General features: G+C 70.6%; 22 protein-coding genes. 8 read left to right on the plus strand and 14 right to left on the minus strand.

Features of this window, described 5'->3' with window-relative positions:
* Positions 1-20: 20 nt before the first annotated feature.
* The 6 genes from ACIRD7_RS21205 to ACIRD7_RS21230 form a co-directional block, all read right to left on the minus strand.
* Positions 21-614 (minus strand): TIGR03086 family metal-binding protein, encoded by a 594-nt coding sequence (locus ACIRD7_RS21205; RefSeq protein ID WP_403455355.1) that lies wholly within the window; start codon positions 612-614, stop codon positions 21-23.
* A 103-nt stretch (positions 615-717) separates the two neighbouring features.
* Entirely contained in the window at positions 718-1,167 is a 450-nt protein-coding gene (locus ACIRD7_RS21210) for a DUF6010 family protein (RefSeq protein WP_403455357.1), read from the minus strand.
* Between the two features lie 189 nt (positions 1,168-1,356).
* On the minus strand, positions 1,357-1,932 hold the full coding sequence (locus tag ACIRD7_RS21215; protein WP_403455360.1) for a hypothetical protein: 576 nt from the start codon (positions 1,930-1,932) through the stop codon (positions 1,357-1,359).
* 56 nt (positions 1,933-1,988) lie between these two features.
* Positions 1,989-2,684: a hypothetical protein gene (locus ACIRD7_RS21220; protein ID WP_403455363.1), complete on the minus strand. Its 696-nt coding sequence runs from the start codon at positions 2,682-2,684 to the stop codon at positions 1,989-1,991.
* A gap of 23 nt (positions 2,685-2,707) precedes the next feature.
* Complete coding sequence (locus ACIRD7_RS21225) at positions 2,708-3,973, minus strand: WXG100 family type VII secretion target (RefSeq protein ID WP_403455366.1); 1,266 nt, start codon at positions 3,971-3,973, stop codon at positions 2,708-2,710.
* Complete coding sequence (locus ACIRD7_RS21230) at positions 3,973-4,293, minus strand: hypothetical protein (protein WP_403455369.1); 321 nt, start codon at positions 4,291-4,293, stop codon at positions 3,973-3,975. The genes ACIRD7_RS21225 and ACIRD7_RS21230 overlap by 1 nt, the downstream gene beginning before the upstream one ends.
* A 246-nt stretch (positions 4,294-4,539) precedes the next feature.
* On the opposite strand from ACIRD7_RS21230, the gene ACIRD7_RS21235 reads away from it, so the two are divergent.
* Positions 4,540-5,778 (plus strand): MFS transporter, encoded by a 1,239-nt coding sequence (locus tag ACIRD7_RS21235; protein WP_403455372.1) that lies wholly within the window; start codon positions 4,540-4,542, stop codon positions 5,776-5,778.
* Here the strand turns inward: ACIRD7_RS21235 and ACIRD7_RS21240 are convergent.
* Positions 5,715-6,878 carry a hypothetical protein gene (locus ACIRD7_RS21240; RefSeq protein ID WP_403455375.1) on the minus strand — a complete coding sequence of 388 codons (1,164 nt, stop codon included), beginning with the start codon at positions 6,876-6,878 and terminating at the stop codon, positions 5,715-5,717. The two genes, ACIRD7_RS21235 and ACIRD7_RS21240, sit on opposite strands and share 64 nt — an antisense overlap.
* Positions 6,875-7,828 (minus strand): 5-dehydro-4-deoxyglucarate dehydratase, encoded by a 954-nt coding sequence (locus ACIRD7_RS21245; RefSeq protein ID WP_403455377.1) that lies wholly within the window; start codon positions 7,826-7,828, stop codon positions 6,875-6,877. Before ACIRD7_RS21245 ends, ACIRD7_RS21240 begins: the two co-directional genes overlap by 4 nt.
* A 173-nt stretch (positions 7,829-8,001) precedes the next feature.
* Here ACIRD7_RS21245 and ACIRD7_RS21250 point away from each other — a divergent pair, with 173 nt between their 5' ends.
* The 7 genes from ACIRD7_RS21250 (at position 8,002) to ACIRD7_RS21280 (ending at position 15,560) form a co-directional block, all read left to right on the plus strand.
* Entirely contained in the window at positions 8,002-8,811 is an 810-nt protein-coding gene (locus tag ACIRD7_RS21250; RefSeq protein WP_403455380.1) for an NAD-dependent epimerase/dehydratase family protein, read from the plus strand.
* A gap of 261 nt (positions 8,812-9,072) precedes the next feature.
* On the plus strand, positions 9,073-9,843 hold the full coding sequence (locus ACIRD7_RS21255) for a DeoR/GlpR family DNA-binding transcription regulator (RefSeq protein WP_403455383.1): 771 nt from the start codon (positions 9,073-9,075) through the stop codon (positions 9,841-9,843).
* 97 nt (positions 9,844-9,940) lie between these two features.
* On the plus strand, positions 9,941-11,311 hold the full coding sequence (locus ACIRD7_RS21260) for an ABC transporter substrate-binding protein (protein ID WP_403455386.1): 1,371 nt from the start codon (positions 9,941-9,943) through the stop codon (positions 11,309-11,311).
* The gene (locus ACIRD7_RS21265; RefSeq protein ID WP_403455389.1) at positions 11,308-12,246 is read left to right on the plus strand and encodes a carbohydrate ABC transporter permease; all 939 of its coding nucleotides are present in this window, start codon (positions 11,308-11,310) and stop codon (positions 12,244-12,246) included. The genes ACIRD7_RS21260 and ACIRD7_RS21265 overlap by 4 nt, the downstream gene beginning before the upstream one ends.
* A complete protein-coding gene (locus ACIRD7_RS21270) occupies positions 12,243-13,091 on the plus strand; it encodes a carbohydrate ABC transporter permease (RefSeq protein ID WP_403455391.1) in 849 nt (282 codons plus the stop codon). Before ACIRD7_RS21265 ends, ACIRD7_RS21270 begins: the two co-directional genes overlap by 4 nt.
* The gene (locus ACIRD7_RS21275) at positions 13,088-14,077 is read left to right on the plus strand and encodes a zinc-dependent alcohol dehydrogenase family protein (RefSeq protein ID WP_403455394.1); all 990 of its coding nucleotides are present in this window, start codon (positions 13,088-13,090) and stop codon (positions 14,075-14,077) included. Before ACIRD7_RS21270 ends, ACIRD7_RS21275 begins: the two co-directional genes overlap by 4 nt.
* Before the next feature lie 271 nt (positions 14,078-14,348).
* A complete protein-coding gene (locus ACIRD7_RS21280; protein ID WP_403456376.1) occupies positions 14,349-15,560 on the plus strand; it encodes a TerD family protein in 1,212 nt (403 codons plus the stop codon).
* A 113-nt stretch (positions 15,561-15,673) separates the two neighbouring features.
* Here the strand turns inward: ACIRD7_RS21280 and ACIRD7_RS21285 are convergent, their stop codons facing one another.
* From ACIRD7_RS21285 to ACIRD7_RS21310, 6 genes are all read right to left on the minus strand, one after another.
* The gene (locus ACIRD7_RS21285) at positions 15,674-16,720 is read right to left on the minus strand and encodes a LacI family DNA-binding transcriptional regulator (protein WP_403455397.1); all 1,047 of its coding nucleotides are present in this window, start codon (positions 16,718-16,720) and stop codon (positions 15,674-15,676) included.
* 39 nt (positions 16,721-16,759) lie between these two features.
* A complete protein-coding gene (locus ACIRD7_RS21290) occupies positions 16,760-17,776 on the minus strand; it encodes a 1-aminocyclopropane-1-carboxylate deaminase (protein ID WP_403455400.1) in 1,017 nt (338 codons plus the stop codon).
* 13 nt (positions 17,777-17,789) lie between these two features.
* Complete coding sequence (locus ACIRD7_RS21295; RefSeq protein WP_403455403.1) at positions 17,790-18,446, minus strand: GntR family transcriptional regulator; 657 nt, start codon at positions 18,444-18,446, stop codon at positions 17,790-17,792.
* Positions 18,447-18,606: 160 nt separating this feature from the next.
* Positions 18,607-20,190 carry a TROVE domain-containing protein gene (locus ACIRD7_RS21300; protein WP_403455406.1) on the minus strand — a complete coding sequence of 528 codons (1,584 nt, stop codon included), beginning with the start codon at positions 20,188-20,190 and terminating at the stop codon, positions 18,607-18,609.
* A gap of 358 nt (positions 20,191-20,548) precedes the next feature.
* On the minus strand, positions 20,549-22,006 hold the full coding sequence (locus tag ACIRD7_RS21305) for an alkaline phosphatase PhoX (RefSeq protein ID WP_403455409.1): 1,458 nt from the start codon (positions 22,004-22,006) through the stop codon (positions 20,549-20,551).
* 174 nt (positions 22,007-22,180) lie between these two features.
* Complete coding sequence (locus tag ACIRD7_RS21310; protein ID WP_403455411.1) at positions 22,181-23,614, minus strand: hypothetical protein; 1,434 nt, start codon at positions 23,612-23,614, stop codon at positions 22,181-22,183.
* Between the last annotated feature and the right edge of the window lie 118 nt (positions 23,615-23,732).

Genomic DNA, 23,732 nt, shown 5'->3' on the forward strand with positions numbered 1-23,732 from the left:
GTCGCGTGCGGGTCTTCGCCTTACGAACCAGGCTTCCAGCCGGGATTCCGCCCGCTCAGACCCACCGCGCGGGCCAGCAGGGGAGCCTCGTCCGGGACCGGGACGACCGGGCCGAAGATGCCGCCTCCCCGGTCGCCGGCGTCGGCTGCCGCGCGGAGGAAACCGTGGGACATCCGGAGGGCCGCCGGGTCCGGGTCGTACGGCTGGCCCGTGGCGACGGCCAGGTCCCAGGCGTGGATCACCAGCTCGTCCACGGCCACCGCGCCGGCGACGGCACCGGGCAGGTCGACGCCGCCCGCGCGGGTCATGCCGGCCCACGCGTCCGGGGCGCGCCACACCTCGCCGAGTTCCCCAAGCACCTTGGGCAGTTCCTCGCGCCAGCCGGGGCCGATGTCCGGGACGACCGAGCCCGGGTCGGTGTCGGTCGTGGGACCCAGGTCCTTGCGTGCGGCGTCGCGGAAGGCGACCGACAGGCCGAGCAGGTGGCCCAGCAGATTGCGCACGGCCATCTCGGGGCAGGGCGTCGGCGCCGAGAGCTGTGCGTCCGTGACGGCCTCGGCGAGACGCGCGACGACGCGGGTCTGCGGGGCGAGGTCGATGGTCGGGTCGGTCATGGGCGGGCTCCTCACAGATCTGTTCCTGAAGGGTGGACCGGCCCGGGCGGCGAAAGTCATCGCCGACGGCGAGGATCGTCGGGCTTTTCCCTCGCCGCCCGCCCTAGGCGTCGGACAGTGCGGCCGCCGGCTCCGCCACCCGCCTCTCGCCCTCTCGCCCGGCCCTTCGAACCCACGCCAGCAGCTCCTTCGGCGTCTTCCCGCCCGCGAAGCACCACAGTGCGATCACGGGGTCACAGATCGCGCACCCCAGGGAGGAGCTGTGGGCGAAGGGGATGATCGGGTTCCCCTTGACGTGGTGGACGATGTCCCACGCTGTGTGCAGCAGCCAGGCGACGCCGATGAAGGCCCAGGAATCCAGACCACGATAGGCGACGTAGGTGAGCACCGCGGTGAACGCGAATTCCCAGCCACCGAGACCGCCGCCGCTCAGATAGGCGGCGCCCGCCCCGGCGACCATGACCGCGTTGAGACGCCGCCGGTGCGGTTCCCGGACGAGGGACATCAAATGAGCGTAGAGAAGACCGACGCCGATGGGCGCGACGTATTGCATGCGAAGTGCCTTTTCCAACGGGTGACTTGAACCGCTCACCACGCTATGACCGGGACACCACCCGTCCCAGCGGCTGAATCGACAGCTTCCAACGGGTTCCCGCCGGGAAACCGGCACGCCCAGTTCTCCGGCCACCTCTTCCGGGACAGAAGCCCCGCCGGAGGTCGGGACGCCCGGCGGGCGGGGGCCTCAGTTACCCAATCCCGCCATCGGGTTGGGCTCCTTCTCCAGCAAGCCGGAGATTCCGGCTTGTTCGGCCCTGGCTCGTCGTTCCGGGTCGGCCTGGGCACGTTCCGAGGCGAACTTCTCCCAGTCCGCGGGCTGCAGGAAGTACAGGTCGCCCGTGCCGGGCAGGATCATGACTCCGCCGAATGCGGAATCCCCGGCGAACCAGGCGCCTCCGCCCTCTGCGCTCTCGGGCCACCGGCGGACCGTCGATGCGCTCACCGCCCTCATGGAGAGTGCGCCGTGCTGGCCCCGTACCGAGAGCTTGACGGTGTGGACATCGCCGAGCAGCAATCGCTGCGACTGCTTCTTGGCCACCCGAGAGCGGTACTCCAAGGGATAGGCACGCAGCACCTTCTCGCACACCCTGAGCCGTCGCCCGAGACCTACCCGGAGATAGAGAAACAGCAGGAGGAACAGGCCGGGGAGAATCGGCAGCACGGTGAGGGTGGAGACGGAAACGCCGGCGGACTGCAACACGAACGGGACAGCGACCAGGGCGGCGCCAAGGCCGAATCGAATCGAGACGTGTCTGACCATGACCCTTCTGTTACGCCGGAGAACCTGGTCCACATCCGGCGGCAGGGGCGCTTGAGTCATCCGAAATCACTCCTTATCGCCGCTGCGACAGAACCAGGTTCGGAATTCCCGCCCTGGCTGCTGTCTTCGTCCGGCTCGTTTGGATCCGTGAACGAGAAGGTGTGGGCGATGCCCAGCAGAATGTCCCGATAGGTGTCCCCGGACTCCACGGCCGGCGTCGCCATCTGGATCACGACGACTTCCGATCCACGCCCGGCGATGCCGACCGTGCCCTGCCAGACCTCCGCCATGGGCAGATCGGCCCTGCCAGCGGCTGATTGTTGGCCCGGTGCCGCCATCTCGCGCTTTTCCTCGGACAGGTAGCCGAGTCCGCAAGGCAGCTCCAGCGGGATCACTCCTGAATCGGCCGTACCGTGTGTGGCTGCGGCCAGACCGGCCACAGCCAGCTTTGCGTTGCCGGGCGTCGTGACGGTGGAGAACGTGAGGGTGGAGAAGACCGGGGCCCCTTCTTCGTCCGGATGCATGCCGAACAGACAGGCCGACACGCCCTCGGCGTTCATGGAGGTGACGATGCCGGCGTAGAACCTCAGCACCCGTTCGGCCTGATCGCGCCGATCACCCGGCAGCGAACGAACGCGCGCGATCAGGGCTTCGATCTGCTCGACAGGAGGGTCCAGGTCGAGTGGGATGTAACCGTGTGGGATCAAGTACCAGTAGTCGGGCTTGGGCTCGCTCGGGACGACGCTGCTCACCGGTGAGTCCCCGTGGTCGGCCGTCACAGCAACCCTCGCAGACGTGCGATGCCGTAGGCGCCCACTCCGGCCTTGGTGTCTTCCGCGGCATTGTGTGACGCGCCTTCGTCCGGCAGGTGACCTTCTTCTTCCATCGAAGTCACCAGGTTCGCAGCGACGTTGAGCCCGTTGGCCGTCAGGTCACCCATGAGTTGGGCCGACCCCTTGAAGCTCTCGCCGGCAGCCTCCCACATGCCGTACGAGCCTTCGCGCGCCGCGTTCCTGTAGAGCCCGCCGAACTCCCTGCCGAACTCGACAGTCTTCTCCCAGCGACTGACCTGTACGCCCATCTCACTCGCCATTTGCAGGCCGTCTCGCAGCTCTTTGCCCGCCATGCCGACCAGGCGCGCACCCGGCACCATCCCCAGAATGTCGCCCCCCACCGACGCCCATGCCGAGAACATGTCCATTCCGCCGTCCTGGCCGATCAGATCCCCGAGGAAGTCCGTGTCGGAGAGGTTCTTGTACATGGACAGCGCGCTCGCGCCGATGGCGATTCCTGCGAACAGGGGGGCCAACGGGGTCGGCAGCAGAGCGAGGAGGCCGGCTATGGCGCCGATCGTTCCCGCATGCGTCTTGAGGAACTCCCAGACACCTGAGATGACGTCGCCGACCTTGTCCCAGAAGCCCGGCTCGTCCGGAGCGGACTTCGTCGAGCCGTCCAGGGCCTTGGCAATGGTCTCGGCCTCGCTGGTGTGCTCGGCCTCGAGCGCCTTGACCTTGCCGTCGAGGGACTCGTATTCACCGTTGGCCTTGGAGAGAGCCGCGCTCGCTTCGTTCAGCTCCTGCTCGGCGGAGCGCAGCCGCGCAGTTGCGGCGTCGGCCTCCTCCTGCGAAGGGAAGGTCTGGTTCGCGAGCTTGAGGTCGGGGTGCCGGGCGGCCTGATCGTACGCGGTCCTGGCCTTGTCGGCCGCCGCCTTCTTCTCGGCCATGGCAGCGTCATACTTCTTGGCCAGATCCCGATTGGATGCCAGGTGCCCGTCCCACTGATGCAAATGGGTCGCGGCAGCACGCAAAGAGGACGCAGCGGTTTTGATGTATTTTGGGAGGTCACCGTCGAGGGCTTCGCGGAACTTCTCCGCCGCGTCGCCTTCCCAATAGCTGCTTTCACCAGTCAGCTTCGTCAACTGTCGATGAGTGTTCTCCAGTGCGGTCGCAGCGGCTGCCACCTTCTGCTGGAGCTTCCTGACCTCGGCGGGAATGCCCGGTACAGGGTTCCAGCCGATGTTGGGGTACGGGTTGGTGGCCACTATTTACCGCCACCCGAGGTGCTCGTCTCCGCGATCTGCTTGAGGGCCTTCTCCAGAGCTTCCTCGACCTCTTGGTAGCCCTTCTTGTTGGCCTGGACGCCCTCTTTGATCGCGTCGATCATTTCCTTGGTCTTGTCGGACCCGTACTTCCACTCCTGCTGGAACTTGTCACAAGCTTCGTCGAGCCGGGCTGTGCCTATCTGATCGGCACGCACGTGGTCGAGGGCCGTTCTGGCTTCGTTCAGCTCGTCGACGCATCTCTCCAGATTCGACAGGAACTGCTCAAGCTGCCCGATGTCCGTCTTGAAGTGGTCGCCCACGGCCGGTACTTCCCCTTCGGCTCTGGATGCGTCAGGCCCGGCCGACTTCAACTGATCGCCCAAGCCTCATCGGCACCATACATGCACGGAGTAGGGGGCTCCCGGTGGGGGCCGAGCAGCCCATTGACAACTTGCTCAACTCGCACTCACGACAAGGCCCTCTGAGTCGAAGCACCGATTGGATCGAACGCCGTAGGGCACTTGCCCGATCCCCCCGCCCCCGCCTTAGCCGCACAGTGGCCCGACATGACGACCTCCACCACCTGGCCACTCCCCCGCGTCCTGCGCGATCGCAACGCCGGCCTCTATCTCGCCGGAGTCGTGGTCTCCGGCTTCGGTACCTCCGCGTTGTGGCTGGTGTCCGGCGTCTGGGTCAAGGACCTCACCGGATCCGACGGCCTGGCCGCGCTGTGCATGCTCGCCATGTGGGCGCCCACCCTCGCCGGCCCCGTCCTCGGCACGCTCGCCGACCGCACCCGCCGCAAACCCCTGCTGATCGGCGTGAACCTGCTGCTGGCCGCGTTGCTGCCCACCCTGTTCCTGGTCGACTCGGCGGACCGGGTCTGGCTCGTCCTCGCGGTTATGTTCTGCTACGGCGCCGCGGGCGTCGTCCATGACGCCGCCGAGTCCGCCCTCGTCGTGAGCGCCGTCCCCACCTCCCTGCTCGGCGACTTCAACGGCCTGCGCATGATGGCCGGCGAGGGCATGAAGCTGCTCGCCCCGCTGACCGGCGCCGGCGTCTACGCGGCGTACGGCGGCGCGAGCGTCGCCCTGCTCGACGCCGTCACCTTCGTGGTCGCGGCCGGCCTGTACGCCTGCCTGCGCGTGCGCGAGAGCCGGCCCGAACCGCCGGCCGGGGACTGGCGGGCGCAGACCGCCGAAGGCGCCCGGTTCCTGTGGGCGCACCCCGGCCTGCGCCCCCTCGTCCTGGCCGGCGGCACCACCATGCTGTTCGCAGGGCTCGGCGGGGCGCTGGTCTACGCCGTCGTCGACGGCCTCGGCCACGCCCCCGCGTACGCCGGTGTGCTCTACGCCGTCCAGGGCGCCGGTTCGGTGGCGATCGGGCTGCTGTCCGGCCCGGCGCTGCGCCGCCTGGGCGAGCGGCGGTTCGCGGCGTACGGCATCGCCCTGACGGCGCTCGCCGCCGGCCTGCGGTCGATCCCTTACGACGCCGTCGCCCTGGCGTGCAGCGCGGCGATCGGCGTGGGGCTGCCCTGCGTCCTGATCGCCGCGCTGACGGCCGTGCAGCGCGAGACGCCGGACGCGCTGCTCGGCCGTACGGCCGCCACGGCCAACACGCTCGTCTTCACGCCGAACGTCGTCGGGCTGGCGGTGGGCGCCGCTCTGGTCGAACTGGTCGACGTACGGCTGCTGTTGGCCGTACTGGGCGTGGCGTGGCTGTTGTCCGCGCTGCCGCTGCTTCAGAGCGCGGCGAGCTGGTCCCGCACCTCCGCGAGGTCCCCGTCCGACGCCAACCCCGCGTGATAGAGGCGGATTTCCGTGGCCCCGAGCTCACGCGCGCGTGCCGCGTCCGACGCGAGGGTTCCCGGGCTGCCGCCCATCCCGGAGACCACGGTGAAGTTGGCGGCGATCACCGCGCCCTCGCGGCCCTGTTCGGCGAAGGGCGTGAGCAGGCCCGGGCCGCCCGCGCACGGTACGACGACGCCGTCCGCGACGGACAGGATGTGCGCGGGGTCGACGCCCGGGTTCGCGCCGACGTGGTACGTCACCGGGTCGGCGTGCAGCAGCACCTGGAAGCCCTCGGGGGCGGCCCGGCGGATCGCGCGGATCGCCGTCTCCTGGAGCGTGCGGGCGGTTTCGTCGCGCCACGAGCGCGTGGCGGCCGCCGTCCGCGAGCCGAGCAGCTTCTCGACGCCCGCCCAGCCCTCGTCGGCGGCCGTGCCCCGCCACAGCGGTTCGAGGGCGGCGCGCACGGCGGCCGCCAGCTCATCGGCGTCCAGGCCCTCGGCGCCGTAGCCCGCCGCGCAGTCCGGGCAGAAGCAGAGCGCCATCAGGTACTGGCCGGCGTCCCCGAGCGGCACCCCGGCCGTCTTGTCGTGGGCGTGCAGATGCTGGAGGCCGTACCAGCCGAGGGACTCCAGTTCGGTGCCGGCCGCGCCGGGGCGTACGGCGGCCTCGGCGGCCAGGTCGGCGAGGTAAGCGCGCGTGGCGGGCTGTGCGATGCACGGGGCCCAGGGGTAGCGGTCGCCGTAGGCGTTGACGACGCAGGTGTCCGGGTGCTCGGCGCCCATACGGGAGTTGTGCGCGAGGACCACCCAGGTGTGCACCTCGAGGCCTGCTTCGGCGAGCGCGCCGGCGGCCTCGCCGTAGGCGTCGCCGGGCGCCCAGTCCCCGGCGGGGTACGGGCGCAGAGCACGCCCCTCCCACCGGTCGTCCGCCGGGTACAGCACGGCGGCGTGTTCGGCGGTGACGATGCGGTGGCGCGGGTGGCGGGGGGTGAGGGCGCGGGTGGAGTGGTAGGCGGCGGCGAGCGTCACCTGGGGCACGCCGAGGCCGGCGATCCTCGCGGGTGCCTGCGGGTCTCCGTTGACGTCCCAGGGGTAGACGAATGCCGACGCCTTCACTTGGCCTCCTCCGGGTCCTTCTCCAGCAGGGCGTGGCCGCGCTCGATCACCTGGGCGAGCTGCTTGACATGGTCCTCGCTCGGCTCGTGCAGCGGGGGCCGCACCTCGCCCACGTCCAGCCCGCGCAGCCGTACACCTGCCTTGACGAGGGCGACGGCGTAGCCGCGGCCCTGGGCGCGCAGTTCGACGAAGGGGCGGTAGAAGCCGTCCAGGAGGCGGGTGGCGGTCACGTCGTCGCCGGTCTCCAGCGCCCGGTAGAAGGCGAGGGCGATCTCCGGGGCGAAGCAGAACACGGCGGAGGAGTAGAGCGCGACACCGATGGCCCGGTAGGCGAGCTGGGTCTGCTCGGCGGTCGGCAGTCCGTTGAAGTAGAGGAACTCGCCGGGGACCTCGGTGCGTACGGCGCTGACGATCCGCTGCATCAGGTCCAGGTCGCCGTGGCCGTCCTTGAGGCCGATGATCCCGTCCGTGCGGGCCAGTTCGACGACGGTGGCCGGGGTGAACACGGCGTTGTCGCGCTGGTAGACGATGACGGGCAGCGTGGTCGCCGCCGCGATCTCCTTGTAGTGCCGCAGCAGCCCCTCCTGACCGGCGACGACGAGATACGGGGGCATGGCGAGCAGCCCGTCCGCGCCGGCCGCCTCGGCGAGCCGCGCGAACCGCATGGCGAGAGCGGTGCCGTACCCGGCGCCCGCCACGACCGGCACGCGTCCGTCCGCCGCCTCCACGGCCGCCCGCACGCACGCCTCGTACTCCTCGGGCGTGAGCGCGTGGAACTCGCCGGTGCCGCAGCACGCGAACACCGCGGCGGCGCCGCCCGCCACGCCTCGGCGCACATGGGTGCGGTAGGTGTCCAGGTCGACCGAGCCGTCGGGGCCGTAGGCGGTGACGGGGAAGAACAGCGGCCCGCCGGGGATGCTCAGGCGTGTGGCGAGAGGGGCTGGCGTCACGGGCTCTCCCTAGAACAGTGCCGACCGCCGAGTGCATGCGGCATTCTGATCAAAGTTTACGTTTATGAACGCATGGCGCACCACCCTTGACGTGAAAGGTCGATGATCCTTAGCTTGTCCATGAATGTGAATACCGTGCATGCATACGGCCCTGGACCCAAGGAGAACCGAGGATGCCAGCCCCCCGCACCGTTCTGCTCACCGGCGCCGCCGGCGGACTCGGCACCCTGATGCGGGATCTGCTCCCCGCCTACGGCTACGACCTGCGGCTGCTCGACCTGCGTCCGATCGAGGGCGAGCCGGACGCGATCGTCGCCGACCTCGCCGACCGGGCGGCGCTGCGCGAGGCCGTGCGGGGCGTCGACGCGATCATCCATCTCGCGGGAATCTCCCTGGAAGCCCCGTTCGAGAAGATCCTGAAGGCGAACATCGAGGGCACCTACCACCTGTACGAGGCGGCCCGCGAGGAGGGCGTCCCCCGGATCGTCTTCGCCTCCTCGAACCACGCGGTGGGCTTCACGCCCCGCCCCCGGGGCGACGACCCGCTCATCCCCATCGACACCCCGCGCCGCCCGGACACCTTCTACGGCGTGTCCAAGTCCTTCGGCGAGGACCTCGCGCAGTTCTACTGGGACAAGCACGGCCTGGAGACCGTGTCGGTGCGCATCGGCTCCTGCTTCCCCGAGCCGACCAGCGTCCGCATGCTCTCCGTGTGGATGAGCCCCGCCGACGGCGCCCGCCTCTTCCACGCGGCCCTGACCGCCGAGAACGTCGAGCACACCGTCGTCCACGGCTCCTCCGCCAACACGCGCCTGTGGTGGGACCTCACCTCGGCCCGCGCCCTCGGCTACGAGCCGCAGGACGACTCCGAGCCGTACGCCGAGAAGCTGATCGCCGAGCAGGGCGAGCTCGACCCGGAGAACATCGCACACGCCTACCTCGGCGGCCACTTCGTGAGCGACCCGCCGATCTGGCCGTACTGACCGAAACGCGGCGCGGCGAAAGGGCGGGCGGGCACCGAACGGGCCCGCCCGCCCCCGCATTCGGGCACCGGGTGCGCCCGATCTCACCTGTCCCACCACAACCACGCAGGTCCGAGACGGGCACACCACACGGTGAACGGGCACACACGGGCAGCATCGAACCTGCAACAGACCTGGTCAGTGCCGGACACCCGCTGTAGAACTTCCCCCATGGGTCCCACCGGGCCCGAACGGGCAGCCAAGCGGAAGGCAGGTGTCGGCATGAGCACGAGAACGGCGGAAGAACGCCAACGCGAGATCGTGCTGGCCGCACGCCGCGACGGCTCCGTCGACGTCACGGCCCTCGCCGGCGAGCTGGGCGTGGCCAAGGAGACCGTACGCCGGGACCTGCGCGTCCTGGAGGACCACGGTCTGCTCCGCCGCACCCATGGCGGCGCCTACCCCGTGGAGAGCGCCGGCTTCGAGACGACGCTCGCCTTCCGCGCCACCAGCCATGTCCCCGAGAAGCGCCGGATCGCGTCCGCCGCGGCCGAACTGCTCGGGGACGCCGAGACGGTCTTCGTCGACGAGGGCTTCACCCCCCAGCTCATCGCCGAGGCCCTGCCCACCGACCGGCCGCTGACCGTGGTCACGGCGTCCCTGCCGGTCGCGGGCGCGCTCGCCGAGACCGAGCACGTCTCCGTGCTGCTGCTCGGCGGGCGGGTGCGGCCCGGCACCCTGGCCACCGTCGACCACTGGACCACGAAGATGCTGGCCGGCTTCGTCATCGACCTGGCCTTCATCGGCGCCAACGGCATCTCCCGCGAACACGGTCTGACCACCCCCGACCCGGCCGTCAGCGAGGTCAAGGCGCAGGCCATCCGGGCCGCGCGCCGCACGGTGTTCGCGGGCGTGCACACCAAGTTCGGCGCGGTCAGCTTCTGCCGGTTCGCGGACATCAGCAGGCTGGAGACGATCGTCACGAGCACGCTGCTGCCGGCCGCCGAGGCCCACCGGTACTCACTGCTGGGACCCCAGGTCATCCGCGTCTGAGAACCGCAATCCACTCCCCTGGGGCACCTGCCGGCCTCCGCATGCCCCTTATCTCCCCAAACGTCCAGGTCTCCCCAGAAACGTCCAGGAGCGATCCATGCGAACCCAGAGCCGACGACGGCCACCGCGAGCCACGCTCGCCATGGCCGCCGCAGGGACGCTGCTCGCCCCGCTGCTCTCCGGCTGCTGGGTCGGCGCCGGCGGGGCGGGGTCGGGCGGCAACTCGATCAACGTCCTCATGGTCAACAACCCCCAGATGACCGAGCTGCAAAAGCTCGCGCCCCGCTTCACCGAAGAGACCGGCATCAAGGTCAACTTCACCGTCCTGCCCGAGAACGACGTCCGCGACAAGATCAGCCAGGACTTCGCCAACCAGGCGGGCCAGTACGACGTGGCCACCCTCTCCAACTACGAGATACCGATCTACGCCCGCAACGGCTGGCTCCAGGAGATGACCTCCTACGTCGCCAAGGACCCGGGATACGACGAGCAGGACGTCCTGAAGCCGATGCGCCAGTCCCTGACCGGCGACGACGGCAAGCTCTACGGCCAGCCCTTCTACGGCGAGTCGTCCTTCCTGATGTACCGCAAGGACGTGTTCGAGAAGGAGGGCCTGACGATGCCCGCGCACCCCACCTGGCAGCAGGTGGCGGACCTCGCCGCGAAGGTGGACGGCGCCGAGCCGGGCATGAAGGGCATCTGCCTGCGCGGCCTGCCCGGCTGGGGTGAGGTCATGGCCCCGCTCACCACCGTCGTGAACACCTTCGGCGGGACCTGGTTCGACAAGGGCTGGAAGGCGCGGCTGGACTCCCCCGAGTGGGAGAAGGCGGTGAAGTTCTACGTCGGCCTGGTGCGCGAGCACGGGGAGTCGGGCGCGGCCCAGTCCGGCTTCGCCGAGTGTCTGAACAACATGACCCAGGGCAAGGTCGCCATGTGGTACGACGCCACCTCCGCGGCCGGTTCCCTGGAGGCGGCGAAGAGCCCGGTCAAGGGCAAGGTCGGCTACGCGCCCGCGCCCGTGGAGAAGACGGAGTCCTCCGGCTGGCTCTACACCTGGGCCTGGGGCATCCAGCAGGCGTCCCGCAACCCCGACAAGGCCTGGAAGTTCGTCTCCTGGGCGTCGGGCAAGCAGTACGAGCAGCTGGTGGGCGACGAGATCGGCTGGTCCAACGTCCCCGCCGGCAAACGCGCCTCCACCTACGCCAACCCGGCGTACCGCGAGGAGGCGGCGGCCTTCCAGGAGATGACGAAGGAAGCCATCGAGGGCGCCCGCCCGAACGACCCCGGCGTGCAGCCGCGCCCCGCGCCCGGCATCCAGTTCGTCGGTATCCCCGAGTTCACCGACCTCGGCACCAAGGTCTCCCAGGAGATCAGCGCGGCCATCGCCGGACGCCAGTCCGTCGACTCGGCCCTGAAGAAGTCCCAGCAGCTCGCCGAGAAGATCTCCGAGGAGTACGAGGGGCGATGACAGCGACGACAACGGCCCCCGTGGCCACGACACCTGTGCGTACGACCCGCCAACCGTCCGCCCGGCTGCGCGCCTGGGCGACCCGGGCTCCCCTGCTGCCCGCCCTGGTCTTCATGATCGTGGTGACCCAGCTGCCGTTCGTGGCAACGCTGGTGATCTCGTTCTTCGACTGGAACTCCCTCTACCCGGACGCCCGGCACTTCGCCGGCCTGGACAACTACCAGGAGGTCCTCACCGACGCCGATCTGCGCCAGTCGGTGTGGACGACCGTGCTCCTGACGGTCGCGGTGGTGCTGGCCAGCCTGGTGCTCGGCCTGGTGCTGGCCCTGCTCCTGGACCGGAGGTTCAAGGGCCGCGGTGTGGTCCGCACCCTGCTGATCGCCCCGTTCCTGGTGGTCCCGGTGGCGGCCGCCCTGCTCTGGAAACATGTGCTCTACAACCCCGAATACGGCCTGTTCAATGGGTTGTTGCACTATGTGGGCGGCCCACAGCCCGACTGGATCTCCAACACTCCGCTGCTCGCGGTGGAGGCATCCCTCGTCTGGCAGTGGACGCCGTTCATGATGCTGATCCTGCTGGCCGGCCTGCAGAGCCGCGACCACGAGCAGATCGAGGCGGCCCGCGTCGACGGCGCGAGCGACTGGCAGATCTTCCGCCACCTCACGCTGCCGCATCTGCGCCGCTACCTCGAACTCGGCGCCCTGCTCGGCTCGATCTACATCGTCCAGAACTTCGACGCGGTCTTCACGATCACGTCCGGGGGCCTCGGCACCGCCAACCTCCCCTACACCGTCTACCAGAGCTTCTACCAGGCCCATGAGAACGGCCTCGCCTCGGCCGCGGGCGTCCTGGTGGTCATCGGCTCGATCATCATCGCGACCTTCGCGCTGCGCGTGGTGTCGTCCCTGTTCCGCGAGGAGGTGTCGCGCGCATGAGTGCAGTGGCCGTACGACTTCGCAGCCGCCGCAAGGGAGCCGGCCTGGGCCTGGTGGCCTGGCTGCTCGGGATCCTGTTCTTCCTGCCGATCGCGTGGATGGCCCTGACGTCCTTCCACTCCGAGCAGGACGCGGCGACCAACCCGCCATCGTTCGCCGCGTCGCTGACGCTGGACGGCTACCGCGAGTTCTTCGGCGCTAGCGGCGGCGCGAGCCCCTGGCCCGCCCTGATCAACTCGACGGTGGCGTCGGTGGCCTCGACCCTGTTCGTCCTGGTCCTCGCCCTCCCGGCGGCCTACGCCCTGTCGATCCGCCCGGTGAAGAAGTGGACGGACGTCCTGTTCTTCTTCCTGTCGACGAAGATGCTGCCGGCCGTGGCGGGCCTGCTGCCGCTGTACCTGTTCGCGAAGAACACGGACATGCTCGACAACATATGGCTGCTGGTCATCCTCTACACCTCCATGAACCTGCCGATCGCGGTGTGGATGATGCACTCCTTCCTCGCCGAGATCCCGGTCGCGATCATCGAGGCGGCGCGGGTGGACGGCGCGAAGCTGCCGACGATCCTCGCGCGGGTGGTGGCGCCGATCGCCCTCCCCGGTATCGCGGCGACCGCTCTGATCTGCTTCATCTTCAGCTGGAACGAGCTGCTGTTCGCCCGCGTGCTGACCGGCGTGGTGGCGGAGACCGCCCCCGTCTTCCTGACCGGCTTCATCACCAGCCAGGGCCTGTTCCTGGCGAAGGTGTGCGCCGCGTCGCTCGTCATCTCCCTGCCGGTGCTCGCCGCGGGGTTCGCCGCCCAGGACAAGCTGGTCCAGGGCCTGTCGTTGGGAGCCGTGAAATGAAGGCCGCCGTCATCGAGTCCGTGGGCAGGGCCGTCGTCGCCGAGGTCCCGGACCCGACGCCAGGGCCGCGCGAGGTCGTCGTCGAAGTGGCGGCCTGCGGGCTGTGCGGCACCGATCTGCACATCCTCCAGGGCGAGTTCGCGCCGAAGCTGCCGATCGTGCCCGGTCACGAGTTCGCCGGCGAGGTGGTCGGCGTGGGCACCCAGGTCACCGAGGTGTCGGCGGGCGACCGGGTCGCGGTCGACCCGTCGCTGTACTGCTACGAGTGCCGCCACTGCCGTACCGGGCACAACAACCTCTGCGAACGCTGGGCGGCGATCGGTGTGACGACGGCCGGCGGCGCGGCGCGGTACGCGGTCGCGCCGGTGGCGAACTGCGTGAAGCTCCCCGAGCACGTCCGCACCCAGGACGCCGCCCTGATCGAACCCCTGTCGTGCGCGGTCCGCGGCTACGACGTCCTGCAGTCCCGCCTCGGCGCCCATGTCCTGATCTACGGCTCCGGCACGATGGGGCTGATGATGCTGGAGCTGGCGAAGCGTACCGGCGCGGCCAGCGTGGACGTGGTGGATGTGAACCCGGCCCGCCTGGAGACCGCCCGCGGCCTGGGCGTCTCGGCCTCCGCCGCGAACCCGGACGAGCTGGACCGGCCGCAGGGCTGGGACCTGGTCATCGACGCCACGGGCAACGCGGCGGCCATCCAGGACGGCCTGGACCGGGTGGCGAAGGCGGGAACGTTCCTGCAGTTCGGGGTGGCGGACTACGCGACCCGGGTGACGATCGATCCGTACCGCATCTACAACCAGGAGATCACCATCACGGGCTCCATGGCCGTCCTGCACAGCTTCGAACGTGCGGCGGAGTTGTTCGCGAACGGTGTCCTGGACCCGGAGATCTTCATCAGCGACCGCATTCCGCTGGAGCGGTACCCGGAGGCGCTGGAGCAGTTCGCGTCGGGGGTGGGGCGGAAGATCGTGGTGGTGCCGTAGAGGTTTCTCGCCCCCGCCGCCCCCACCCGTCCCGTCCCCTGGGGGCTGCCGCCCCCAGACCCCCGCTGTCGGCCCCGAAAGGGCCTCGTCCTCAAAACGCCGGACGGGCTGGAAATCCAGCCCCTCCGGCGTTTGAGGAGCGGGGTCTGGGGCGGAGCCCCAGAAGGATGGGACGGGTAGGGGCGGCGGGGGCGAAACCCATCCCGTCGCCGAATGGCCCCGGGTAAGGGAACGGTAAAACGCCCTCGCTCGTTCACGGGTCATGACAGCTATGACCCCCGGCTCGAACATCCCTCTCTCCACCGCACGCGTGACGGTGGACGTCGCCGCCCCGGTGCGGCTCGACGTATCGGGCCTGCTGCTCACCGCCGACGGCAAGGTGCGCTCGGACGACGACTTCATCTTCTACAACCAACCCAACGGCCCGGGCGTGACCTACCGCTCGGGCGGCGGCACCTCCCCCGACGCGATCACGGTCGACACCGCGGCGGTACCCCCCGGCATCGAGAAGATCGTCGTCACCGCCAGCCCGGACGCCGCCGGCCAGACCTTCCAGGGCATCGAACCGACGGCCACCATCCGCAGCGCGGACGACAACAGCGTCCTGGCCACGTTCACTCCCCCGCAGCTCGGCACCGAGACGGCACTGGTGGTCGTCGAGATCTACCTGCGCAACGGCGCCTGGAAGGCCCGCGCGGTCGGCCAGGGCTACGCCAACGGCCTGGCCGGCATCGCCACCGACTTCGGCGTCACCGTCGAGGAACCGGCCCCGGCCGCCCCGGTCACCCCGCCCCAGCCCACCATGCAGCCCCCGGTCACCCCGCCGGCCCCGCCCATGACCACCCCGGCCGCTCCCCCGGCCCCCGCCGCGCCCCCCGCCCCGCCCGCGCCCGCGCCCGGCGCCGGCAAGATCAACCTCGACAAGGGCCGCGTCAGCCTCCAGAAGAACCAGACCGTCTCCCTGATGAAGGGCGGCCGCCCGCTGCTCTCCCAGGTCAAGATGGGCCTCGGCTGGGAGCCGGCTTACCGCGGCAAGGACATCGACCTGGACGCCTCGGTCATCGCCTACGGCCCGCAGCGCAACCACATCGACAGCTGCTACTTCGGCAAGCTCCAGATCGTGAACGGCGCCATCCGCCACTCCGGCGACAACCTCACCGGTGAGGGCGGCGGCGACGACGAGGTCATCACCGTCGACCTCGGACGCCTGCCCCAGGAGGTCACCGGCCTGGTCTTCACGGTCAACTCCTTCTCCGGCCAGAAGTTCACCGAGGTCGCCAAGGCCTACTGCCGCCTCCTCGACGCCACGACCGGCGAGGAGCTCGTCCGCTTCGACCTCACCAGCGCCGAGGCCCAGACGGGCGTGATGATGGCCAAGCTGATCCGCCAGTTCTCCGGCGAGTGGGAGATGACGGCCATGGGCGACTTCGTGAAGTCGCGCACGGTACGAGGGATGGTGAAGCCGGCGGCCCAGGCCCTGTAGGCGGCCGTACGACGTCCAGGGCGCCCCCGGCGGGTGGGGGCGCCCCGCGCGAGCGGAACCCGAGTGCGCGGTGCCGATCGCCGGTGCCCATCGCCGGTGCCGATCGCCCTGCCTCAGGCGGAGGCCCGCACCACCAGCTCGGGGACCACCCAGGCGTCGGTGCCGCCGATCGGCTCCTCGCCCGCCCGCAGCCGCGCCACCTGCTCCACGGCCAGCCGCCCGAGCTTGCGCTTGTCGATGTGCAGGGTGGTGAGGGCCGGCTGGACCAGCTCCCCCAGCGACAGCCCGTCGAAGCCGAGCACGGCCAGGTCGTCCGGCACCGTCCGCCCCCGCCGCCCGGCCGCGCGCATCGCACCGACCGCGATCAGATCGTTGAAGCCGAACACCGCGGTGATCTCGGGCCGTTCGTCCAGCAGCCGCTCCATGCCCTGCTCACCGCCCGCCACACTGTGCTCGGCGCACATGGCGATCCACCCCTCGTCGACGGGCAGACCGTGCCGCTTGGCCTCCGCAAGGAAGGCGTGCCGCCTCGGCGCGGGGCCGTGCACACCGTCCAGCATGCCGATCCGGCGGTGCCCCGCACGGACCAGATGGGCCATGCCCTGTTCCAGACCGGCCTCGGCGTCGATGCCCACGGCCGCGAACCGGGTCTGCTGCGGGCCGAGTTCCAGCAGCACCAGCGGTACGCCGCCGAGGTGCCGGGCCAGCACGTCGCCGGGGTTCCTGAAGTAGCCCACGACCGCGTCCGCCTGGTGGGAGAGCACGTCGAGCGCCTCCCGCTCACGCGCCTCGTCGGTACGCGAGTCCCACACGACCACCTGCCAGCCGCGCTGCTCGGCGGCCTCCAGCACCCCGGCGGCAACCTCGGGGAAGAAGGGGTTCATCAGGTCCGGAATCACCAGCCCCGCCGTCACGGTCCCCTTCCGCACGAGTCCGCGGGCGAAGCGGCTGGGCCGGTAGTCCAGCAGCCGCGCCGCATCAAGGACCCGCTGCTTCGTCCCCGGGTCGATCTCACCCTTGTCGTTCACCGCACGGGAGACCGTCTGACGGGACACTCCGGCCAGTTTGGCGACGTCATGGATCGTGGCCCGCCGGCGAGGGCCGCCGGTCGGGCCGGCACCCGGCTCCCGCTGATGTTCGTCCGCCAACACGCCCAGCACTGTATCCGGCCAGGTGGGCGCCGGGCAGGGCCAGGCGGCCTAGAACAGCGCGCTGTAGGCGTTCAGCGCCGGCTGCCCGCCCAGGTGGGCGTACAGCACGGTCGAGTCCCGGTCGATCTCCCCGCGCGAGACCAGGTCGATCATCCCGGCCATCGACTTGCCCTCGTACACCGGATCCGTGACCATCCCCTCGGTCCGCGCGGCCAGGCGCATCGCCTCCAGGGTCGGCTCGTCCGGGATGCCGTACGTGCCCGCGTGATAGCGCTCTTCGAGCTCGACGTCCGCCTCGGTCAACTCGCGCCGGACGCCGATGAGCCGGCCGGTGTTGTGGGCGATCCGGGCGATCTGCTCACGGGTGGGGACGGGCTTGGCCGAGGCGTCGACGCCGAGGACGCGGCGCGGGCGGGCGCCCGCCTCCTCCAGGGCGGCGAAGCCCGCAACCATGCCCGCCTGGGTGGAACCGGTCACCGAGCAGACGACCACCGTGTCGAAGAAGACGCCCAGCTCCCGCTCCTGCTCGGCGACTTCGTACGCCCATCCGGCGAAGCCGAGGCCGCCGAGCGGATGGTCGGAGGCGCCGGCCGGAATGGCGTACGGCTTTCCGCCCGATTCCTCCACCTCCCGCAGGGCCTGCTCCCAGCTCTCCTTGAAGCCGATCCCGAAACCGGCCCGTACGAGGCGCACGTCGGCGCCGGCCAGGCGGCTGACGAGGATGTTGCCGACCTTGTCGTAGACGGAGTCGGGCCAGTCGACCCAACTCTCCTGGATCAGAACGCACTTGAGTCCGGCGCGGGCGGCCACCGCCGCGACCTGGCGGGTGTGGTTGGACTGCACACCGCCGATGGAGACGAGCGTGTCGCAGCCCTGCGCGAGCGCGTCGGCGACCAGGTACTCCAGCTTGCGGGTCTTGTTGCCGCCGTAGGCGACACCGGAGTTGCAGTCCTCGCGCTTGGCCCACAGGGCGGCACCGCCGAGGTGGGCGGTGAGGCGCTCCAGGGGGTGGACCGGTGACGGGCCGAAGAGGAGGGGGTAACGGTCGTACGAGGAAAGGGACATGGGTCCTCCCGGGTCAGTCGTCGTCGGGCCGGTCCACGAGCTCGGCGAGGCTCCGCCAGATCTCCGCGGTGATGCCGAGAGCCGCGCCCGTGTCACCGGATGCGCAGGCCTCGATCAGCCGCTCGTGCAGTCCGGCCGAACGGCAGTTGCCGCCCTCGCCGAAGCGCCGTCGCTCCAGGCGGCGGATGAGCGGGGTGTAGCGGGCGACGGTGGCGGCGGCCGCGCGGTTGCCGCTCACCCGGACCAGCACGTCGTGCAGTTCGTCGTCGGCCCGCAGCGCGAGGTCCACCTCGCCGGCCGTGACGGCGGCTGCGAAGCGTTCGTTGGCGGCGCGCATGATCTCCAGGTCGGCGGCCATCAGCCGGGGCACGGCGATCCGTGTCACCAGTTCGTGCATGGCGCCGACCACCGCGGCCGCGTCCCGTACGTCGGCGGTGACGACCGGTGTCACCCGGGTGTAGCTCTGCGGCTTGCTCTCCAGCAGCCCCTCGTCCACGAGCCGCGAGAACGCCTCGCGCACCGGCGCCCGGGACAGCCCGAGCCGCTCGGCGAGATCGGCGTCCCGCACCACCGCGCCGGGCTCGATCTCCCCGGCCACGATGGCGTCCCGGATCGCTTCGTAGGCCCGGTCCCTGAGCAGGGTCCGGCCCACGGGTCGTATCGCCTCCATGAACTGAAATGTTAGATGTCAGTCCCGGGCGCGAACAAGACATGCGAACAAGGCATGCGAACAAGGCATACAAGCAAGGGCTGCAAGCAAGGGCTGCGCATAAGAGAGCGGCCCGCACTCCCCACGTGGTGCGGGCCGCTCTCGTCCCCGGCCTACCGCCTCAGGCCACCCACGGCCAGTCGGCGTTCCGGGCGCCTTCCAGCAGCGGAACCATCCGGAAGGCCGCGTCGGAGAGGCCGCCGAAGGTGTGCCGGTGGCCCGTGCCCGACGGGCCGTGGCCCGCCCGGTACCCGGCGAGGTTCCAGGTGTAGACCGGTACGTCGGCCGGGACCTGCTCGGTCGGGTCGCCGTGGCGGCCGGCCGTGTACTGCTCGTCGGTGACGATCAGCACCCGGTCGTGCTTCCGGTAGTGCCGGCGCACCGCCTCGGTGGTGTTCGTGCCGCCGAGGCCCCGGAAGCGCTCCAGGATCCGCAGCACCGACTCGCCCTTGCGGACGGCGACCTCGGCGCTGTCGGAGCCGAACTGCACGAGGTCCGCCTGCTCCGCCCGCAGGGCGATCGCCGTGCCGAAGATCGCCGCCGCGTCGGCCCAGGTGAGCTCCGAGCGGTCCGAAAGGCGCGACCAGAACATCGAGCCCGAGCGGTCGACCAGCACCAGCGTGCGGCCCGGCAGCGCCGGCACATTGGCCAGCGAGTGACCGAGTGCCTGCTCCAGCGGGTACGCCCAGCGCAGCGAGGGCGCGGCCTGGTAGGCGGCGAGGTACCGGAAGGGGAACTGCCGCGACCGTACGACCTCCGCCGGGTCGCTGATCCGGGCCGCGACCTGGGCCGCGACCTCGTCGGAGACGCCGGCCTCGTCGAAGTTCCGAAGATTTCGTACGAGCGCCATGGCGCCCATCGAGGGAATCACGGCCTCCCAGGCCGCCTTGTCCATCGGCCCCTGGAGCCAGCCCGCCAGCGCCTCCCAGGTCATCCCGGCCGCGGCGAGCCGCTCGGCGCCGCCGTCCGACGTGACCACCGCGCGCCGCTGCTCGACGGGCAGCGCCATCAGCTCGCGGTGCGCGACCAGCATCTGGTTCGAGGCGGGCGGCACCGCGGTGTCCGGGTTGTGCCGGCGATCGAGGGCGTACCGGAACAGCTCGCCCTGCCACGCCTTGTCCGGGTCCGGGGCCGCGTGCACCAGGTTGAGGATGTCGCCGAAGCGGTAGCCCCTGGACGCGGTGTCGTACTTCAGCAGCGACCTGCCGTTGTACAGCCGCCGTACGGCGTCGGCGACACCGCGCTTGACGGGCTTGGGGACGTTACGGCCGTACAGCGCCGTCCAGTACGCGAGCAGTTCGCCGGGCTCGTCCGGCCGCTGGAGGACGGAGGCGACGACCTGCCGGTTCGACGGGCCGTCGGTGGCCCCGGTATCCAGGCGTGCCTTCACGTACTCGGCGGCGCCCACGACCGAGGCGGTGCGGAGGTTGCCCGCGCCGCGCAGCCAGCCGAGCAGGCCGGCCGTCCACTCGGGGTCGGTGACGGCGAGCTCGCGCACGAGCCGCGCGAACCGGTCGTCGCGGTCGGTGCCGGTCTCGTAGAAGGTCTTCTGCGAGACGAAGTGGGAGACGGCGAGCAGGAAGAGCTCGGAGCGCGCGTCGCGCTCACGACCGCGGCCGCCCTCGTACGTACGCAGCACCCGCCCCGTCGAGGTGACCCGCGAGGTCGGACGCGCCTTGGCGGCGCGCGTGTTGAATCGCGCCATGATGAATTCCCCCCGAATTCGCTGGTGTTTCGGAGGGAGGCACAGCAAAAGATGGGTGCCCGAGATCAGGAGTCGGCGACGGACTTTAGCCTGGTGCTCTACCGAATTGAGCTACACCGACCCGAAGTCGATGACGGGATTCGAACCCGCAACCGCCAGATCCAATGAAGTAACCGTTGCCTGCGCACCGGGCACCCACCATGAGCTGCGCCTCCCGAGATCAAGTCGGCGGCGGCACGGGATTCTCTGGGAAAGAAGTAGCCGCTGCCTTCGCACCGGGAGGTGCGTGACGTTGTGATCTCACTGTAGGAGGTGCAGCTCCGGCCGGGCGAACGAATTAACGGCCGCTGTGTGCGTATTACCGCCGCTGCCGCTTCCAGGGTCCGGTGATGGCGAGCATGATCCCGGGCGTCTGGATGCTGGCGTAGAGGGTCCTGCCGTCGGGCGAGAAGGTGACGCCGGTGAACTCGCTGTATTCCGGCTCCTCCTCGGTGCCGATGTTCAGCTCGTTGCGGGCGATCGGGTAGGTGCGGCCGCTGTCGGTGGCCCCGAACAGGTGCTGGACGCCCTCGCCGTCCTCGGCGATGACGAGACCGCCGTAGGGGGAGACGGTGATGTTGTCGGGGCCGTCGAAGGCGCCATCCGCCGACGGATCAGCCGGGTCGGGGTTGACGCCGATCAGGACCTTCAGGGTCAGCGTGCGGCGCTTGGGGTCGTAGAACCAGACCGAGCCGTCGTGCGGCTGGCCGGGGCTCTCCGCGCGGGAGTAGGAGGAGACGATGTACGCGCCGCCGTCGCCCCACCACATGCCCTCGAGCTTGCGGGCGCGGGTGACCTGGCCTGCGGTGAACTGCTTGCGCACGGACGTCGTGCGCGCGTCGCGGTCGGGCACGTCGACCCAGTCGACGCCGTACACGGTGCCGATCTTCGTGGCGCGCGAGAGGTCGTCGACGAACTTGCCGCCGGAGTCGAAGCACTTGAACGCCTGGAGCTTGCCCGCGTCGTCGGCGAGGGTGCGCAGCTTGCCGCGGCCGTGCCGGAAGTGCTCCGGCGGGGTCCAGCGGAAGAGCAGGCCGTTGGGGTTGGAGGCGTCCTCGGTGAGGTAGGCGTGGCCCCGCTTGGGGTCGATGACGACGGCCTCGTGGGCGTAGCGGCCGAGCGCCTTGATCGGCTTGGGGTTCTGGTTGGCGCGGTGGTCGGCGGGGTCGACCTCGAAGACGTAGCCGTGGTCCTTGGTCATGCCGTTGGCGCCGGCCTTGTCCTCGGTCTCCTCGCAGGTGAGCCATGTGTCCCAAGGGGTGCTGCCGCCCGCGCAGTTGGTGGCGGTGCCCGCGATGCCGACCCACTCGGCGACCCGGCCGTCGGGGCGCACCTCGACGACCGTGCAGCCGCCGGAGGCGGCCGGGTCGTAGACGAGGCCCTCGGTCAGCGGCACCGGGTGCGGCCACCGGGCGCGGGGGCCGCCGAGTTCGTGGTTGTTGACGAGGAGGGTGGTGCCGCGCGGGCCGTCGAAGGCGGCCGTGCCGTCGTGGTTGGAGGGGGTGAACTCGCCCGACTCCAGCTTGGTCTTCCCGCTGTAGGTGATGACGCGGTATTTGAATCCGGCGGGCAGCGCGAGCAGGCCGGCGGGGTCCGGGATGAGCGGCCCGTATCCGACACCTCCGCCGTGGCGGGCGTCCGCGGACTCCTCGCTCGCGATCTCGGACTCGGTGGAGGCGAGCGCGTTGGGTGCGGTGGCAAGGACGCCGGCGCTGCCCGCCAGCGCGACACCGGTGACCGCGGATGTTCTGGCGAAGTCCCTGCGGGTGAGCGACATGGGGTCTCCTGTCACAGAGGTTGCCGTGGAGGGTGGCGGACTCCGATCGGCGACACGGTCCCGCTCACGTCTTAACACCAGTTGAACACCACCCCAAGGGGCGCGGGACTGTGTCCATATGCGGCTGCGCCGCGTGGCGCGACCAGCGCCCGCTCACCCGCGGCCGCCCGGCCGCTATCCCCCCTGCTGCGACCGCGCCTTGAACGCGGCCTTCCGCGCCTCCTTGGCGACCTTCTTGTCCGGATGCAGCCGCCCCATCGCCTCCAGCACATCCGCCGTGGCCGGGTGATCCACCCGCCAGGCCGCGGCGAAGAACCCGCTGTGCTGCGCGGCGAGTCCCTCCACCAGTGCCCTGAGCTCCTCGGAGTTCCCCTCGGCCGCGAGTTGCGCGGCCACCGTGTCGACGGTCAGCCAGAACACCAGGTCCTGGGACGGCGCGGGGACGTCCGGGAACCCGGCCTCGGTCAGCCACACCCGGGCGAGGCCGCCCAGCTCCGGGTCGTCGAGGACCTCGCGCAGCGCGGGCTCGGCCTCCGCGCCCAGCAGGGACAGCGCCTGCTGGCAGCGCAGCCGCCGCACCGGGGCCCCCTCGTCCGCGCCGCGTGCCGCCGCGAGCAACTCGCGGGCCGCTGGGAGGGGTTCGCGGCGGGTCAGCCACTGCTCGGTCTCGGTCCGCGCGGCGGTCTGCGGGAAGGTCGCCGTGCCGTCGAGGAGCGCGTCGGCGCCCTTGTCCACGAGGTCGCCGACCGCGGGCGCCTCGAACCCGGCCTCCAGCAGCCGCGCCCGCATCCCGTACAGGCCGAGCGGGGTGAGCCGCACCATGCCGTAGCGCGAGACGTCGGTGTCGTCGATCCCGGCGGGCGGTTCCTCGGCGCTCTCGGCGTCCGCCATCAGGGCCTCGTCGACCGGCTGGTACTCCACCAGGCCGATCGGCTCCAGCACCCGGAACTGGTCGTCCAGGCGCATCATCGCGTCGGAGACCTGCTCCAGGACGTCGTTCGTGGGCTCGCCCATGTCGCTGGGCACGATCATCGACGCGGCGAGGGCCGGCAGCGGCACGGGGCCCTCGCCGGGGCCCTCCTCACTCGCCGTGAGCAGATAGAGGTTGCCGAGCACCCCGTCGAGGAACTCCGCCTCGGCCTCCGGGTCCCAGTCCAGCGTGGAGAGGTCGACCTCGCCGCCCTCGTCCATCGCCTCGACCAGGCCGTCGAGGTCGGGCACGCTCGCGTCGGCGAGCACGGTCTCCAGCGCGCCGAGCCACACCGCGAGTACGTCGTGCGGTGAGCCGCCGGTCAGCAGCGCCAGGTCGGCGCCGGCCGCGACGGTGCCCGCCTCCTCGTCGACGACCTCGACCAGTCCGGTGTCCACTGCCACCCGCCACGCCTCACTGGCACAGGCGGCGGCGTCGTCCCCGCTCAGTCCGAGGACCTCGGCGGCCGCCGGCAGCTGCTCGTCGACGAGCCCTGCCCCGGCGTCGACCCGGGTGTCGGGTCCGGCCCAGCGGGCCAGCCGCGCGGCACGGGAGAGCAACGGCGTGGACAACGCGTCGCGCGCCAGCTCCGCTTCGGGGTGCAGCCGTACCGGTGGCAGGGGGGAGCTGTCTGACATCGGATTGGTTCTCCTAGGGCGCTTGCATGGCCGTGCAGAGCACGGCTCAGCCGCTGCACATCGCGGCTCAGTCGCTCAGCCTAGACGGATTTCCACCCATGCCGCCCGGTTCATCTCC

The sequence above is a fragment of the Streptomyces sp. NPDC093568 genome (genome assembly GCF_044764945.1).
GTDB lineage: Bacteria > Actinomycetota > Actinomycetes > Streptomycetales > Streptomycetaceae > Streptomyces.

What these genes read in the sequence shown, in the direction of transcription:
- ACIRD7_RS21205 (WP_403455355.1), bottom strand. Translation starts at nt 614, where the DNA reads ATGACCGACCCGACCATCGACCTCGCCCCGCAGACCCGCGTCGTCGCG.
- ACIRD7_RS21210 (WP_403455357.1), bottom strand. Translation starts at nt 1,167, where the DNA reads ATGCAATACGTCGCGCCCATCGGCGTCGGTCTTCTCTACGCTCATTTG.
- ACIRD7_RS21215 (WP_403455360.1), bottom strand. Translation starts at nt 1,932, where the DNA reads ATGGTCAGACACGTCTCGATTCGATTCGGCCTTGGCGCCGCCCTGGTC.
- ACIRD7_RS21235 (WP_403455372.1), top strand. Translation starts at nt 4,540, where the DNA reads ATGACGACCTCCACCACCTGGCCACTCCCCCGCGTCCTGCGCGATCGC.
- ACIRD7_RS21250 (WP_403455380.1), top strand. Translation starts at nt 8,002, where the DNA reads ATGCCAGCCCCCCGCACCGTTCTGCTCACCGGCGCCGCCGGCGGACTC.
- ACIRD7_RS21255 (WP_403455383.1), top strand. Translation starts at nt 9,073, where the DNA reads ATGAGCACGAGAACGGCGGAAGAACGCCAACGCGAGATCGTGCTGGCC.
- ACIRD7_RS21260 (WP_403455386.1), top strand. Translation starts at nt 9,941, where the DNA reads ATGCGAACCCAGAGCCGACGACGGCCACCGCGAGCCACGCTCGCCATG.
- ACIRD7_RS21265 (WP_403455389.1), top strand. Translation starts at nt 11,308, where the DNA reads ATGACAGCGACGACAACGGCCCCCGTGGCCACGACACCTGTGCGTACG.
- ACIRD7_RS21270 (WP_403455391.1), top strand. Translation starts at nt 12,243, where the DNA reads ATGAGTGCAGTGGCCGTACGACTTCGCAGCCGCCGCAAGGGAGCCGGC.
- ACIRD7_RS21275 (WP_403455394.1), top strand. Translation starts at nt 13,088, where the DNA reads ATGAAGGCCGCCGTCATCGAGTCCGTGGGCAGGGCCGTCGTCGCCGAG.
- ACIRD7_RS21280 (WP_403456376.1), top strand. Translation starts at nt 14,349, where the DNA reads ATGACCCCCGGCTCGAACATCCCTCTCTCCACCGCACGCGTGACGGTG.
- ACIRD7_RS21290 (WP_403455400.1), bottom strand. Translation starts at nt 17,776, where the DNA reads ATGTCCCTTTCCTCGTACGACCGTTACCCCCTCCTCTTCGGCCCGTCA.
- ACIRD7_RS21295 (WP_403455403.1), bottom strand. Translation starts at nt 18,446, where the DNA reads ATGGAGGCGATACGACCCGTGGGCCGGACCCTGCTCAGGGACCGGGCC.
- ACIRD7_RS21300 (WP_403455406.1), bottom strand. Translation starts at nt 20,190, where the DNA reads ATGGCGCGATTCAACACGCGCGCCGCCAAGGCGCGTCCGACCTCGCGG.
- ACIRD7_RS21305 (WP_403455409.1), bottom strand. Translation starts at nt 22,006, where the DNA reads ATGTCGCTCACCCGCAGGGACTTCGCCAGAACATCCGCGGTCACCGGT.
- ACIRD7_RS21310 (WP_403455411.1), bottom strand. Translation starts at nt 23,614, where the DNA reads ATGTCAGACAGCTCCCCCCTGCCACCGGTACGGCTGCACCCCGAAGCG.